General features: G+C 62.3%; 11 protein-coding genes and 2 pseudogenes. 8 read left to right on the forward strand and 5 right to left on the reverse strand.

Translation table 11 applies throughout. The features are described from left to right. Positions 1-44: 44 nt before the first annotated feature. From QCE62_RS19165 to QCE62_RS19185, 5 genes are all read left to right on the forward strand, one after another. Positions 45-1,376: an LLM class flavin-dependent oxidoreductase gene (locus tag QCE62_RS19165; protein WP_309921772.1), complete on the forward strand. Its 1,332-nt coding sequence runs from the start codon at positions 45-47 to the stop codon at positions 1,374-1,376. Between the two features lie 176 nt (positions 1,377-1,552). Further along, on the forward strand, positions 1,553-2,578 hold the full coding sequence (locus QCE62_RS19170; protein ID WP_309921774.1) for a fatty acid desaturase: 1,026 nt from the start codon (positions 1,553-1,555) through the stop codon (positions 2,576-2,578). 101 nt (positions 2,579-2,679) lie between these two features. After that, entirely contained in the window at positions 2,680-4,164 is a 1,485-nt protein-coding gene (locus QCE62_RS19175) for an FAD-dependent monooxygenase (protein ID WP_309921776.1), read from the forward strand. Positions 4,165-4,376: 212 nt separating this feature from the next. Continuing rightward, positions 4,377-5,474, forward strand: a complete 1,098-nt coding sequence (locus QCE62_RS19180; RefSeq protein ID WP_309921779.1) for a redoxin domain-containing protein — start codon at positions 4,377-4,379, stop codon at positions 5,472-5,474. A gap of 52 nt (positions 5,475-5,526) precedes the next feature. Next, a complete protein-coding gene (locus QCE62_RS19185; RefSeq protein ID WP_309921781.1) occupies positions 5,527-6,360 on the forward strand; it encodes a hypothetical protein in 834 nt (277 codons plus the stop codon). 42 nt (positions 6,361-6,402) lie between these two features. Here QCE62_RS19185 and QCE62_RS19190 read toward each other — a convergent pair whose 3' ends face one another. The 3 genes and pseudogenes from QCE62_RS19190 to QCE62_RS19200 form a co-directional block, all read right to left on the reverse strand. Then, positions 6,403-7,431 carry a methionine synthase gene (locus QCE62_RS19190; protein WP_309921784.1) on the reverse strand — a complete coding sequence of 343 codons (1,029 nt, stop codon included), beginning with the start codon at positions 7,429-7,431 and terminating at the stop codon, positions 6,403-6,405. Positions 7,432-7,457: 26 nt separating this feature from the next. Further along, positions 7,458-8,441 (reverse strand): DUF1852 domain-containing protein, encoded by a 984-nt coding sequence (locus tag QCE62_RS19195; RefSeq protein WP_309922897.1) that lies wholly within the window; start codon positions 8,439-8,441, stop codon positions 7,458-7,460. Positions 8,442-8,872: 431 nt separating this feature from the next. Next, positions 8,873-9,019, reverse strand: a pseudogene (locus QCE62_RS19200) (LysR family transcriptional regulator); the annotation flags it as partial. 1 nt (position 9,020) lies between these two features. On the opposite strand from QCE62_RS19200, the pseudogene QCE62_RS19205 reads away from it, so the two are divergent. Continuing rightward, positions 9,021-9,253 (forward strand): annotated as a pseudogene (locus QCE62_RS19205) (cupin domain-containing protein); the annotation flags it as partial. Here QCE62_RS19205 and QCE62_RS19210 read toward each other — a convergent pair. Continuing rightward, positions 9,238-10,197 (reverse strand): LysR family transcriptional regulator, encoded by a 960-nt coding sequence (locus tag QCE62_RS19210; protein WP_309921786.1) that lies wholly within the window; start codon positions 10,195-10,197, stop codon positions 9,238-9,240. The pseudogene QCE62_RS19205 and the gene QCE62_RS19210 overlap by 16 nt on opposite strands. A 106-nt stretch (positions 10,198-10,303) precedes the next feature. On the opposite strand from QCE62_RS19210, the gene QCE62_RS19215 reads away from it, so the two are divergent. Together QCE62_RS19215 and QCE62_RS19220 are read left to right on the forward strand one after the other, a co-directional pair. Beyond that, positions 10,304-13,846, forward strand: a complete 3,543-nt coding sequence (locus QCE62_RS19215) for an ABC transporter ATP-binding protein (RefSeq protein WP_309921789.1) — start codon at positions 10,304-10,306, stop codon at positions 13,844-13,846. Between the two features lie 206 nt (positions 13,847-14,052). Then, a complete protein-coding gene (locus tag QCE62_RS19220) occupies positions 14,053-14,700 on the forward strand; it encodes an isochorismatase family protein (RefSeq protein ID WP_309921792.1) in 648 nt (215 codons plus the stop codon). Between the two features lies 1 nt (position 14,701). Here the strand turns inward: QCE62_RS19220 and QCE62_RS19225 are convergent, their stop codons facing one another. Next, positions 14,702-15,220 carry a cytochrome P460 family protein gene (locus QCE62_RS19225; RefSeq protein ID WP_309921794.1) on the reverse strand — a complete coding sequence of 173 codons (519 nt, stop codon included), beginning with the start codon at positions 15,218-15,220 and terminating at the stop codon, positions 14,702-14,704. Positions 15,221-15,303: the final 83 nt, after the last annotated feature.

Consider the following 15,303-nt stretch of genomic DNA (forward strand, 5'->3'; position numbering starts at 1 on the left):
GAAGTAACTTGGCGCGATACCTCACTCCTTCATTCATCCACGCGATGCCACACTCCCGCCAACTTCATCTCGGCGCGTTCATGCGTCCGGTCAGCCTGCACACCGGCGCGTGGCGCTATCCCGGCGCGTACCCCGATGCCAACTTCAACTTCCGGCATCTGAAGCAGTTCGTCCAGAAGCTCGAGCAAGCCTGCTTCGATGCGTTCTTCATGGCCGATCATCTCGCGGTGCTCAACATGTCCGTGAATGCGCTCAAGCGCAGCCACACCGCGACATCGTTCGAGCCCTTCACGTTGCTGTCCGCGCTCGCCTCGGTGACGGAACGCATCGGGCTGGTGGCGACGGCGTCGACCACCTTCGACGAGCCGTATCACATTGCACGGCGTTTTGCGTCGCTGGATCATCTGAGCGAGGGGCGCGCGGGGTGGAACCTCGTCACCACGTCGAATCCGGATGCCGCACGAAACTTCGGCCGCGAAGACCACATGGAGCACGACGAGCGCTACCGACGCGCGCGCGAGTTCTACGATGTCGTGACGGGTTTGTGGGACAGCTGGGCCGACGACGCCTTCGTGCGCGACACCGCCAGCGGCCTCTTCTTCGATCCGGACAAGCTGCACGTGCTCGACCACAAGGGGCCGTATCTGTCGGTGCGCGGGCCGTTGAACATCGCGCGGCCGGTGCAGGGCTGGCCGGTGGTGGTGCAGGCGGGGTCGTCGGAGGCGGGCAGGCAGCTTGCCGCCGAAACGGCGGATGCGGTGTTTACCGCGCAGCCGAATCTCGCAGCGGCCAGGCGCTTCTATGCCGATGTCAAAGGCCGCATGGAACGCGCCGGCCGCGCGCGCGAGCATCTGAAGATATTGCCCGGCGCGTTCGTCGTCGTGGGCGATTCACGCGACGAAGCGCAGGAGAAGCGCGCCTTGCTCGACACCTTCGTGCACGACGACAGCGGCTTCGCTTCATTGTCGATTGCGCTAGGCCACGATGTCTCGTCCTTCGATCCCGATGGCCCGCTGCCCGACATTCCCGAGACCAACGCGAGCAAGAGCGCGCGTGAACGCGTGATCGAGATGGCGCGCACGGAAGGACTTACCGTCCGGCAACTGGCGCAGCGTGTCGGCGGCTATTCCGGCTTGCAGATGGTGGGAACCGCGCAGGAGATCGCCGACGAGATGGAGCAATGGCTCGTCGAGGAGGGCAGCGACGGATTCAATGTGATGTTCCCGTTCCTGCCCGAAGGGCTCGATGATTTCGTCGGGAAGGTGGTGCCCGAGTTGCAACGGCGCGGCCTCTTCCGACGCGTCTACGAAGGCACGACGTTGCGGGAGCATCTCGGCTTGCCGAGGCCGGGCAACCGCTTCTTCGAGCGCGAGTAAGTTCTTCGCGTCCTGCGAGACACTCACGGCGGCCAGCCCGCCGTATGAGAGGAGTGTGATCCGCGCCACTTAGCGGTGAATTACGTCGTCCTGGCGCGGCAAATCCTGTCGTAACTCTTCGCTCATTGTCGCGGCCTAGATTACGTCCCGTGATCAAAGCATTGCGGACGAGCGAAATGACCGCCTATATCGACAAGACGCAAGTCAAGGAAGTGGCCGCGCTGAGCAGGACCTTTACCGAACGCACGGAGTGGCCGACCTGGATTCTGATCGCGGTCATCCACGGCGGCTGGCTCGCGGTCGTTCTCGCGGTGCACGCAGGGCGCTTGCCGCTGGTCGTGGGCACGCCGTTGCTGATCCTGCTTTGTGCGTGGCATATGTCGCTCCAGCATGAACTGCTGCATGGACATCCGACGCGCTCCGTACGCATCAACCAGTTGCTCGGCAGTGTTCCCTTGTCGGTCTGGTATCCCTACCGGATCTATCGCGACACGCATCTTGCGCATCATCGCGATGCCCGGCTGACCGCGCCCGGTCTCGATCCGGAAAGCAATTACGTGCTGCGCGAACAATGGGGCGCGGCGTCGCCGCTGCAACGCGATTTGTGGCGGGCACGGAAGACTTTTATCGGCCGGCTTCTGGTCGGGCCGCCGCTCAGTGTCTTCTCGATGCTGAAGGCAACGTTCGATGACTGGCGCCACGGCGAATGGCGTTACGCACGGGTCTGGGCGGTGCATGCCGTCGTCGTGGCGGCGCTGCTCTTCTGGCTGCAACGGTTCGAAGGCATCGCATGGTGGTATTACCTGCTGGTCGTGACATGGCCTGCGCTTTCCCTGGCCATGATCCGGTCGCTCTATGAGCACCGTGCGGACCCGGAGCCGAAACACCGCATCGCCATCAACGAAGCGGGATGGGTCATGCGGCTGCTCTATCTGAACAACAACTATCATCTCGTGCATCACGATCTTCCGCATTTGCCGTGGTATCACCTGCCGCGCGTGTACCGGATGCGCCGCAATGCTTACGCTGCGAGAAACGGCGCGTTCGTGATCCATGGCGGGTATTGGGAGTTGCTGAAACGCTATGCGTGGAACGAGACTGATGCGCCTGTGCACCCGGGGTTCGCGAGTGCGGGGGACTGTTGTGCGATTCAAGGACCTGCTGCGGAAAAACGCGTTGAGGATGAGCAGGTGGTTGCGTGAGGATACTATTGCTTACTGCTTGGTTGCTGTCTGGCTTCTGCCATAGCATTGGCCTACCCTGAGAGTCTCACCTCGATTACTTTGCCTGGGACGATACGTGTATGAAGATTCCTGTGCTCATTGTTGGCGCCGGCCCCGTGGGGATGACGCTGGCATCCGAACTGGATCGCTACGGCATTCCTGTTCGTATCGTTGACAAGGCGCCGCGCCGAACCGACAAATCCAAGGCCATGGTGCTCTGGAGCAGGACGCTGGAGCTGCTTGACCGGGGCGTTGGCGGCGCGGCGCCGTTCGTCGATGCCGGCTTCAAACTCGAGGGCGTGACATTCATTGCGAGCGATCGAGTCGTGGGTCGAGTCGCCATGGATTCGATTCCGAGCTTGCACAACTACGCGCTGGCGCTGCCACAGTCAGAGACGGAGCGACTGCTGGAGGAGCGGCTGGTCAAGCAGGGAGTCCGCGTCGAGCGCGACGTCGAGGCGACGATGATCGCGCCTGACGATTCAGGAGCGGACACGGTGCTGGTCCATGGTGATGGTCGAAAGGAAACCGTGCGCGTTGACTGGATGATCGGGTGCGATGGTGCGCACAGCACAGTACGCCATGCCATGAGCGTTCCTTTCGCGGGGGAGACGCTGTTGAGCGACTGGTTCCTCGCAGACGTACACATGAGCGGCTACCCTCGGCCGGACACTGACGCTTCCATTCATTGGCATAAGGACGGCGTCCTGCTTATCTTCCCGATCCAGCCAGGGCGTTACAGAATCATCGGCGATCTGCCAGCCACTGAAGGAGCCACTCCGCCGACACCGACGCTCGATCAGGTGCAGCATCTCGTGGATCAGCGTGGCCCCGCCGGAACCCGCTTGAACGGCGCGATGTGGCTGTCCGGTTTCCGGATAAACGGCCGCAAAGTCGCAAGCTATCGACAGAGGCGCACGTTCCTTGCCGGAGACGCTGCTCATATTCACAGTCCTGCAGGCGGACAGGGCATGAACACGGGCATGCAGGATGCCATGAATCTCGGCTGGAAGCTTGCCCTGGTCATAAGAGGTGATGCCGACGAATCCCTGCTCGACAGCTATAGTCCCGAACGGAGTTCAGTGGGAGATACGGTACTCAAGGCGGCTGAACGGCTGACCGCCGTCGCCACGATTCGTAATCCGGTGGCACAGCAGCTTCGCAATCTCGCCGCGCATTTTGCGTTGGGACTGACGCACTTTTCCAGCGGCGTTGCCGAAACGATGTCGGAGGTCGACATTCACTACGCCGATAGTCCGCTCAATGGCCCGCATCATGGCAGTCTGAAGTCTGGACAGAGAGTGGCGCCAGTCGAAGGGCAGGCTGCGGCTGGCTCGGGGTCACGGCCTGTGTTCGTTCTGTGTGGAATGGAAAGCAGTCAGGTCGAAAGTCTCGTGAACACATTTCCTGGCCTGCTCGACGCAACTATCAAGCCGCCGCTGCACGCCGATACGATCTCGCTCGTGCGCCCGGATGGTTATCTGGCGTGCTCGTCTCAGGACACTGGCGAGATTGCGGCTTATCTTCGTCGAATCGAAGGATCATCTCGAATGCGCGCTTCCTAGTATTCAGGGCATCGACCGGTCAGGATGGACAAAAAATTCCTTCGACCAATCCGGCGATAGCGAACCGCGATTCAATTCGAATAGTTGTGGGGCAAGACGCTTGTGAGTGGACTTCAAAGACGGCCGATAAGGCTTGACAGACGTCGCCTCGTGGGACTATTACCATCTCATCCAAGCCGGTTCTTGTAGCCGAAGCCTCGAATGAGTTTCCCATGACGACACTCCTGGTCTTCGCTGTAGTCTTGCCCTGGTTGCTCATCGTCTTTGGCTGCTGGTTTGGCTATCAGCTGCTGCGTCAACACGGACGAATCTTGCTGAGCCTGGAAGCGCTCGAGAAGGGCTTTCAGGGCGGACTCGCTGAGCCGCCCGGTCCCGCATCGGCTGCACTGAACGGCCTCTCGTCGGGCTCCATCGCTCCGGATTTCGAATTGCCTGATCTTTCCGGAACGCTTCACCGGCTCTCGGCGTTTCGAGGCCGTCCTGTCCTGCTCATCTTCTTCAATCCGGCCTGCAGTTTCTGCACGAGCATGATGCCGGAGCTGAGTGCCTTCGCGCGTGAGGGCGAAGGCAGCAAGCCAATGCCGCTGGTGATAACCACAGGAGAAGCCGAGGTCAACCGTCAGATCTTCCGGACCCACGGCTTCGAAGGCCCGGTGCTGCTGCAAGAACAAATGGAAGTGGCCGCGCAGTATCGCGCGCACGGTACGCCGGTGGGCTACCTGATCGACGAGGCGGGAAGCGTCGCCAGCGAATTGGCCATGGGCGCGGCAGCCTTGCTGGCGTTAGCGACCCCTCAAGCCGTTGAGGAACCGGACAGCGGGCATCCGGCCGCTCGGGGAAACAAGCCCCTGGAGAAAAGCCGGCTCAACCGCAGCGGCCTCAAAGCCGGAACGCCTGCGCCGAATTTCCGCTTGCCGAGCCTCGATGGAGAGGAGCGAGCCCTTGAGGATTTCCGGGGCAGGCGCGTGTTGCTGGTCTTCACCGACCCGGCTTGTGGCCCATGCGAGCGTCTGGCGCCGCATCTGGAACGCGTGCATCGGGAGCAAAAAGACGTGCTGGTGCTCATGGTGAGCCGGCAGGACGCAGAAACCAACCGCCAGAAGGTGGCCAAGCTGGGATTGACGTTCCTGGTGGTGCTGCAGAGAAACTGGGAGGTCTCGCTCCAGTACGCGACCTTCGCTACGCCGGTGGGCTATCTCATCGATGAGCGTGGAGTACTCGAATCAGATGTCGCGGAAGGATCCGATGCCATATTGGCCCTGGCAGACAGCCAGAGCGCGCTTTCAAACCGCGCTGAAAGTCTTTTGTGATTGAGCGATTGAATTCTCGGAACGCAATGCCTACCGATTCCAGGACGCCGCCATGAAAACCCGCCCCGCCAATTCAAATGCAACGGACCATCGATTCGATGCCTGGACCAAGGCCGTGGCGCGCAAGCCGGCCCGGCGCAGAACCTTGCAACTGATAGGCGGTGGTTTGTTTGGGGCGTTCCTGACTTCGCTCGGGTCGAGAAGCCGGGCTGCAAGCAGTACTGCCGCCGCTGCTTCCAGCGCCTCGCTCACTGCCGGCGCCGCCGATAACATCGCGGCTGCTTTGGCGAACAATGGGCTTGCGATCTGCCGCAACCAGGAGTACGCGTTATGCGCGGGTGTCCAATGCTTCGTGTACAACAGCGTGGCCTATTGCCGCTGCAACGTGTTGTATGGCGACAGCGTGAGCCGCCGCTTGTCCTATTCCGGCGGGGACGTTTGCAATGTGAATGCCGAGGGTTCCAGCAACGGTTTCGTCGTGAGCACGTTCAGCGTTCCCCCGGCAAGCGTAGGGCCCTCCGGAACCCGAGCGCTCTACTTCTGCCCTCCATCGTCAAAGTCCGGCGCCTATGCCTCATGCGATGGCGGCATCTGTTTCGCGAGCACACGAGGCCAATCGTTCCCGGGCCTCGGCCGGCTCGGACAGGACCAGATCGTGTGTTCCTGTCCGATTGCGAGCGGCGCTTCAGGCCAGGCGGCCAAGGTAGGCCACCAGATCTTCGGCCCCTACCCGTGCCAAGTCTCCTTCTTCGAGAATTGCACGAGCGCCGGCGCCAGCGGGGACAACGGTACGATCATCTACGAAGGCGCACCTGCAGGCTCGTACGAAATTGGCGCCTTCGTGTTGAACCGCGCACCTGCGCACTTCAACATGTGTCTTCCATAGCGGCAGCCTTGCGAAGGGTGCCTTTCGTGCTGTGGCCTTCGCTTAGTTCGTGAGTTCTTTTCGAACGATTTCCGCGCCCGCACTCAAGGCACTCAGCTTGCCTCTCGCGATGGCACGCGACAATGGCGCCATGCCGCAGTTAGTGCAGGGATAGAGCTTGTCGGCATCCACGAACTGCAGCGCCTTGCGCAACGTGCTGGCGACTTCTTCGGCGGTTTCGATGGTATCGCTTGCCACATCGATGGCGCCCACCATCACCTTCTTCCCCCGAATGAGCTCGATCAACTCCATGGGAACGTGCGAGTTGTGACACTCCAGCGAAACCATGTCGATACTGGACTTCTGCAGCTTCGGGAAGGCTTCCTCGTATTGCCGCCACTCCGATCCCAGTGTCTTCTTCCAGTCCGTATTGGCCTTGATGCCATAGCCATAGCAAATATGCACGGCGGTCTCGCACTTGAGACCTTCGATCGCCCGCTCCAGCGTGGCGACGCCCCATTCATTCACCTCATCGAAGAACACATTGAAGGCGGGTTCGTCGAACTGGATGATGTCGACGCCGGCGGCCTCCAACTCTTTGGCTTCCTCGTTCAGTATCTTGGCGAACTCCCAGGCGAGCTTTTCGCGACTCTTGTAATGATCGTCGTAAAGCGTATCGATCATGGTCATCGGGCCTGGCAACGCCCATTTGATGGGCTGCATGGTCTGCTGGCGCAGGAACCTGGCATCGTCAACGAAAACCGGCTTTTGCCGGGCGACTGCATCAACGACCGTCGGCACGCTGGCATCATAGCGATCACGAATGCGGACGGTCTTGCGATTTTCAAAATCGACGCCGCTGAGGTGCTCGATAAACGTGGTCACGAAATGCTGGCGCGTTTGCTCGCCATCACTGACGATATCGATGCCCGCATGTTGCTGTTCCTGCAACGACAAACGCAAGGCATCCTGTTTGCCTTCAATCAAGCCTTGTTCCTGCAATTTCCAGGGTGACCAGAGTTTCTCGGGTTCTGCAAGCCAGGAGGGTTTGGGCAAGCTGCCGGCAGTGGAGGTGGGTAGCAGTTTTTTCACGGTAGACGATCTTGCGTTGTTGTTATTCAAAGAGCGTAGTCAGCGGACCACTGCTCGAGGACGGCCTGGTAAGGTTTGATGAATTGCTCTTCAACAAACCGTCCCTGCTCGATAGCCAGCCGGCTACGTTCTTCCCGATCGTAGACAATTCGAGTCAAGGAAAAATCCTGGTGTTTCAAGCTGGGCTGATAGGATTTTCCTGCCGGAGAATTCGCGTTGTAGATCTCGGGCCGATAGATCTTCTGGAAGCTATCCATCGTGCTGATGGTGCTGATCAGTTCGAGGTTGGTGTAATCAGAAGGCAGATCGCCAGTGAAGTAGAAGGCCAGAGGCGCAACGCTGTTCGCGGGCATGAAATAGCGAACCTTCAAGCCCATCTTTTCGAAATATTCGTCCGTCAGGGAGTAGGCATCCTGCTGATATTCGACGCCCAGTACAGGGTGCCGGTTCGCAGTCCGCCGATACGTCTTGCTGCTCGAAACACTGAGGCATATCACGGGCGGCTTGGCGAAGTGCTCCTTGTAAGCGCGTGAATTGATGAAACTCTTGAACAGGTTCCCATGCAGGTCGCCGAAATTGTCGGGCGTGCTGAAGCCAGTCCGGCTCTTGTTATGTTCCAGCAATACCACGCTGAAGTCATAATCCCGCACATAAGACGAAAAATTATTGCCCGCGATGCCTTCGATGATCTTATGGGTCTTCCGGTCGAGAATGCTCGTTTTCAGTATTTCGATCAAAGGCAGCGCATTCGACCTGCTTTCACCGCCAAGGTCCATCTCCACGGAAATGATATCCAGCTTGACGGAATACCGATCACCTTCAGGATTGTCCCAATGCGCCAGTGCATTGAAACGATTGTCGATCATCGTGAACGTATTGCGCAAGTTATCCTGGCGACTCGTTCCTCTCGCCAGGTTGGCAAAATTGGTCGTGATTCGCGTATTGTCCGCAGGATGATAGTCTTCATCGAAGCGGATGCTGTTTATGGCAAATTTGATCTCTTTACTCATCGTGACCTGCACCCTGATTTCTGATTTGAAACCCGCATCTGTCCGTTGCTGGTTCAATGCTTCGCGCATCTCTTCAGAAGGGAACTGACTGGCAGCGATGATATAGTTTAAGACGCATGAATAAAAATGGATTTATTTCATGCAAGCATCAAATTTGTTCATGGATGGGGGCGTGGTGGATTCGTCACGCGGTCGAGAAGCTGGAGCAGCAGCCCGGTAGGCTGGTACGGGCGCGCGAGCTTTCTGCAACGATCAGGCTCATCGAGAGCGTGGGCGTCCCGACCATCCAGAAGTGCGTGCTGGCGACCGGCGATCGGGTGCCCGCACATCTCAATGCGACAGGCCGAGGTCTGCTCGGCCCGCGCGCACGTAACGGACTCAATCACATCCACCCGCTGAACCGGCTTGCAGTGAACGATGCAGCCGTGAGCGTCGGGATAGTCCGGCAACACGCGAGCGATGCGCGGCCAGAGAATCGTATCGATTGCATAGTCGGTGGCGGTGATGCGAATGGTCCCGGCGGGCTTGTCGCGCGTTTCGATCACTGCGGCAAGTTCACTCTCGATCTCTTCGAGGCGCTGGACGCAATGTGAAGGCGGTCCATTGTGGAGATGCGCGCGGGCGACGTGATCTGGTGTCCTCCGGGGCACAAGCATTGGCACGGTGCGTCGTTGACCACGTCGGTTACGCACATCGCCATTCAGGAGGCGCTCGACGGGAAAAATGTCGAGTGGTTAGAACCGGTGACGGACGAGCAATATCTCGTTGGACCATCAGGGCAGTGCGATCCCCGAACTCACAACCCTTCCTGAGCCACATGCATCGACCGGACATCATCCGCCCGTGCAGGAGTCGCCATTACGACTTCCTCGGTGCCGGGAGAGGCCGCCTCCGCATGCAGAAAACGAATCAGCGGCTCCAGAAGCGGATGCGGCTCGTGCGGGTTCCGGCGCACCACGAAGCGCCATGACGCCAGCTTCGCGCCGCCGTGCAGAAGCGGTACGAGCCGGCCGCTGCGCAGTTCGGGATCGATCAGCGGAACACGGCCCAGCGCTATGCCCGCACCGCCCAGCGCCGCGCCGATCACCTGGCTGAAGCTGCTGTAGCGGACGATCTTCGACTCGAAATCGGCCGGCAGGGTGAACGCGGAGGTCCAGTTGCGCCACTCGATCTCCGGGCTTGCCTCGTGCATCTCCTGCAGCAAGCGGCTGCGGCACACCGACTTCGACGCGAACGGATACATCTCGGGACTGCACACCGGGAATACCGTCTCGCGCAGCAGCACGTCGTCGTCTGGTTTCAGATTGCCTTCATGCACGTGGACGATGGCGAGATCCACGCCGGTGCGCACGAACTCCGGTTCGCCATCGAGCACGACCGCGTTGATCGGGAAATGCGGATGCATCGACGAGAACTGGGCGAGCCGCCGCGCAAGCCACATCGAGGAGAACGGCGCGTTCGCCGACACAGTGAGTTGCCGCGCTGCGCCGCGAATGTCGTTGCAGGCGTCGCCGATGAGCGCGAGCGCGCTGCTGGCGGCAGGCAAGAGCCGCGCGCCCGCAGGCGTGACACGGATGCCGCCCAGACCGGTGCTGCGTTCCAGCAGCCGCGCGCCCAGTGCTTCCTCCAGCGCGCGAATCTGATGACTGACCGCGCTGGTCGAGACGTTCAGCTCCGCCGCCGCGCGTGCGAAGCCCCCGAGCCGGACGGCTGCTTCGAAAGCGCGCAGGGTGTTGAGCGGAGGAAGACGGGTCATGGGGGTAGTGTAAGTTATTCAACACCCCCATGAGAAATGATCTTTTGCCGGCGGCTCGCGCCGCGCGTAACGTGTCGCCACGCTGTCGGACAGGGGAGAAAGAGCAATGTATTTCGATGCGCGGCTGTGGGCCATGATGGCGGGTTTGCGCTGGCGGGTCGCGGCGGCCATCGGGCTGGGCTTGCTCGCGATGGGCGTGGGCATCCTGCGCTTCGTGTTTCTCGGGCGCGTGCTCGCGCTGGTGTTCGCGGGCGCGCCGCTGCGCAGCCTGGCGCTCGCGGTCAGCGCGGCCGCGCTCTGCGTGCTGCTGCGCGCGTGGCTGGAACACTGCCGCGCGGCGCTCGCGCAGCGCACGGCCGGCCAGCTTCAGGCGCGGCTGCGTGAGCGGCTGTTCGACCAGATCGCGGCGCTCGGGCCGGCCTGGTTCGGCGCGGAACGCACGGGCGGCGTGATGCTTGCGGTCGTCGACGGCGTAGAGCAGTTGCAGACCTTCTTCGGCGCCTATCTGCCGCAACTCGCAATCGCGGCCTGCGCGCCGGTGATGATCTTCGCGGTGCTGGCGTGGTGGGACGTGCCGACGGCATCCGTGCTGCTGGTCGCAGCGCTCGTCACGCTTGCCTTGCCGCAACTCATTCACCGCGCCGACAAGCGGGCGGCGCTCGCGCGTGCCGGCGCCTTCAAGGCATTCGGCGAAGAGTTCCTCGATGCCGTGCAAGGCCTGCCGACGCTCAAGGCGTTCGGCCAGAGCGGCGCGTTCGGCGAGAAACTCGCGAACAAGGCCCGGGCGCTGTCCGACAGCACCTTCTGGGTGCTCGCGCTGGGGCTGCTGACGCGGCTGTTCACGGACCTGGGCATCGGCCTCGGCGCGGCGGCGGCCATCGGTCTCGGCGCCTGGCGCGTGCAACACGGCGCGATGAGCCTGGAGGCGCTGCTCATCGTGCTGATGGCGGGCAGCGAGATCTTCCGGCCGCTGCGCGATCTGCGCGGCGTGCTGCATCAGGGGATGATCGGTCAGTCGGCGGCGAATGCCATTCACGCCTTGCTCGATGCGCGTGGGGTGCAATCCCCTGTCGCCACTGCGCCGCGTATCGACGGTCTGAAGCCCGAGATCGCGTTCGACGGCGTGACGTTCTCTTATCCGGGGCGCCGCGTGGATGCCCACACGGGGCTGACGTTCACGATCGGCGAGGGCGAGAAAGTGGCGATCGTCGGCCCGAGCGGCGCGGGCAAGTCGACGGTCGTGCGCCTGCTGTTGCGGCAGCACGATGCGGCGCATGGTGCGATCCGCATCGGCGGTCACGACGTGCGCTCGCTCGACGCCGGGCAAGTGCGCTCGATGATCGCGGTCGTCGCACAGGATGCGACGCTGTTCGACGGCACCATCGCCGACAATCTGCGTCTCGGCCGTCCCGATGCCAGCGATGCCGACATGTTCGAGGCCGCGCGCGCCGCGAACGCCCACGACTTCATCTCCGCGTTGCCGGCGGGTTACGCGACCCGGATCGGCGAGCGTGGACTGATGCTGTCGGGCGGACAGCGCCAGCGTATCGCGATCGCCCGCGCGCTCCTGCGCGACGCGCCGATCCTCGTGCTCGACGAGGCGCTGTCATCGGTGGATGCGGAAAACGAAGCGCTGATCCAGCAGGCGCTCGACCGGCTCACGCGCGGACGCACGACCCTGATTCTCGCGCACCGGCTCTCCAGCGTGATCGGCGCGGACCGGATTCTCGTGCTCGACCATGGCCGCGTCGCCGAAGCGGGGACGCACGCCACGCTGATCCGGCAGGACGGGCCGTATCGCCGGCTGATGCAGCCGCAGATGGAAGCGGCGGGCGAAGCAGGGGTCGTGGCGGCCCCCGCGAAGACCGCCGCCCGTGCCGCATCCGGACTGCCGGTTCGCCCGCTCGACGAAGATGCCGCGAAGATCGGCTGGCCCGAAACCCTGCAAACCCTGCTGCGTTTCGTCGCGCCGTGGAAACCGAAGGTCGCGCTGACCGTGCTGTGCGGAGTCGGCCGGGTGCTGGCCTTCATCGGCGTGGGTATCGTGGGCGCGCTGGTGGTGGCGGAAGTGTCGGCCGGGCAGCCATTCCATGCGATGCTCGTCGCGCTCGCGATTCTTGCGCCGCTCGCCGCGGTCTTGCACTGGCTGGAATCGTGGTTCGCGCACGATATGGCGTACCGGCTGCTCGCTGAAATGCGCATCGCACTCTATGGGTGGCTCGAACGGCTCGCGCCCGCCGGGCTGCTGCGCCGCCGCTCCGGCGATCTGGTCGCGCTCGCGACGCAGGATGTGGAGACCATCGAGTATTTTTACGCGCACACGCTCGCGCCTGCGTTCGTCGCCGTGCTGGTGCCGCTCGGCGTCCTGGCGCTGCTTGCGGCCGTCGCGTGGCCGCTCGCCGTGATCCTGCTGCCGTTCCTGCTGTGGGCGGGACTGGCGCCGGTGCTGGCGCGGCGCGATATCGATTCGCTCGGCACCGAGGCTCGCGAAGCGCTCGGGCAGCTCGGCGCGCATCTGACGGAGACGATCCAGGGGCTCGCGGAACTGACTGCATTCGAGGCGCTCGGGCAACGCCGCGCGGCCTTCGGCGCTGACGTCGATACGTATCGGCATAAGCGCGCCCGACTGCTCGCCGACCTGTCCCTGCAGAGCGCCGCGCTGGAGGCCGCGAGCGGTCTCGGCGGGCTCGCGGTCGCGGCGCTCGGCGGCTGGCTGTGTCTGCGCGGCTGGTTTCCGCACGAAACCTTGCCGTTGCTGGTGCTCGTGGCGGTCGCCGCGTTCATGCCGGTCGGCGAGATCGGCCAGGTGGCCCGTCAACTCGCGGACACCATCGCGTCGACACGGCGCCTGCGCGCCATCGAGAAAGAGCCGGCGGCCGTGACCGACGGCCATCTCGACATGCCCGCCGACGCCACCGTGCGTTTCGACAACACGCGCTTCACGTATCCGGGCCGCGCGGCGCCCGCCATCGACGGCATGAGCTTCGACGTGGCGCCGGGCAGCACGATCGCGCTCGTTGGCGCGTCAGGCGCGGGCAAATCGACGGTGGCGAATCTGCTGTTGCGTTTCTGGGATCCGCAACAGGGCGCCATCACGCTGGGCGGGACGGACCTGCGCGCGCTCAGGCTCGATGCGTTGCGCCAGCATATTGCGCTGGTCGCGCAGGATACGTATCTGTTCAACGACACGCTCGAAGCCAATATTCGCCTGGCGGGCAACGATGCATCGGACGCGGATGTCTGGCGCGCGGTGCAGCGTGCGGCGCTGGGCGATTTCATCGAGCGCTTGCCGGAAGGACTGGCGACGCGCGTCGGCGAGCGTGGCGTGCAGCTGTCCGGCGGCCAGCGTCAGCGTATTGCGATCGCGCGTGCCTTCCTGAAAGATGCGCCGATCCTGATTCTCGATGAAGCGACATCGCACCTCGACACCATCAGCGAGCAGCAGATTCGCGCGGCGCTGGAGGAATTGATGGTGCAGCGCACGTCCATTGTCATCGCGCACCGGCTTTCGACCATCCGGAATGCGGACGCCATTCTGGTGATCGAGAACGGCCGCGTGATCGAAGCGGGAACGCACGATCAGCTGCTTGCGCGGCAAGGGGCGTATGCGCGGCTGATTGCGCATCAGGCAAGCGCGGTGGCGTTGTGAACGGAAGCGCATGGCGCATACCTCAGCGCGCCCCAGAATCTTTGCTATAACTGAATACGCATCCGCTGCTCCCGGTCGAGCGTGCGGCGGGTGGTCCGCTCCCTGTTCAGCCGGAGCGTCGAACCTTTTCCTTCGAAGACGTGATCTGAACAATTCCGGCGAGAGCGCCCGAGCGGCCCCTTCAACCCACGTGAAAAGGCCTTGCGATGAATTTCGATCGAAGCGATACGGCGGTGGTCTTCATCGATCCGCAGAACGACGTTCTGAGTCCTTCCGGCAAGAACTGGGGCGCGGTAGGCGCAAGCGTCACAGAGAACAAGACCGTTGAGAACATGCTGAAGATCTTCGCAGCGGCAAAAGCTTCAGACTTCAATGTCTTCATCTCGCCGCATTACTTCTATCCGACCGATCGTGCGTGGAACTTCAATGGTCCGCTGGAAGCCGACGAGTTCGCCACCGGCACGTTCTCACGCGAAGGTGCGTTGAACCTGTCGGGTTTCCAGGGATCCGGCGCGGACTGGCTCGACGAATTCAAACCCTACATCGATGACGGGCGCACTGTCGTCGTGAGTCCCCACAAGGTCTTCGGGCCGCAAACCAACGACCTCGTATTGCAACTGCGCAAACGCAACATGCGCCGGGTGATCCTCGGCGGCATGCTCGCCAACATGTGTGTCGAGGCGCACTTGCGGGATCTGCTCGAACAGGGCTTCGAGGTGTGCGTCGTCGCCGACGCGACTGCGGGGCCACGTCATCCCGTGTGGGGAGATGGCTACAAGGCCGCGATGATCAACTACGCGTTTCTCGCCCACGCGGTGGCGCCCACTGCCGAGGTCATCGCGGGAATGAGCTGATCTACTTCGAGTAAGTCGTGAAGACCTGGTCCGCGGCGGCCGGCAATTTCGCGTGGCAGGCAAAGCAGCTATTGATGATCTTCACGCCAGGATTGGCCTTGCCGTTCTCGAACTGCCCATAGCCCCATCCGCCCGTACTCGCGTAGCGCTTCGAGTCCTTGACCTCGACCTGGACGTTGGTGGGCGCGCCTGCAACAAACGACTGTTCACGGCCGAAGATGGCGTTGTTTCGATCGGATGAAACATACGCGTAGGCGAGCCGCACGATGATGGAGCCGTCCGGGAAGGGCAGCTTTCCTTCCCTGAGCGCTTTCATTGCAATGTCGTTGCCGAGGATGCCGCGAATATCGTTGTTGTTGCCGGCTTCATGCGCAACGCTGATGAATTGCCAGTCGCGATAGCCTGGAGGAAGCGCAACGCCGAACACCGGCGAGGTGCTTTCCTGGGCCGTGCCCGATAGCGGAAACGAAGCGGCGAGCGACGTCGATATCAACGTCAGGGCGATCAGGTGTCGAGTCATCTCAAGGGTTCTTCGCTGCGAAGGCGCACCGTTCGAGCCGGTTCGAAACTAGTCTTGCGATCCACCCTTGTCAAGGTCAGGCC

This window comes from Caballeronia sp. LZ033 (assembly GCF_031451265.1).
Classification (GTDB): domain Bacteria; phylum Pseudomonadota; class Gammaproteobacteria; order Burkholderiales; family Burkholderiaceae; genus Caballeronia.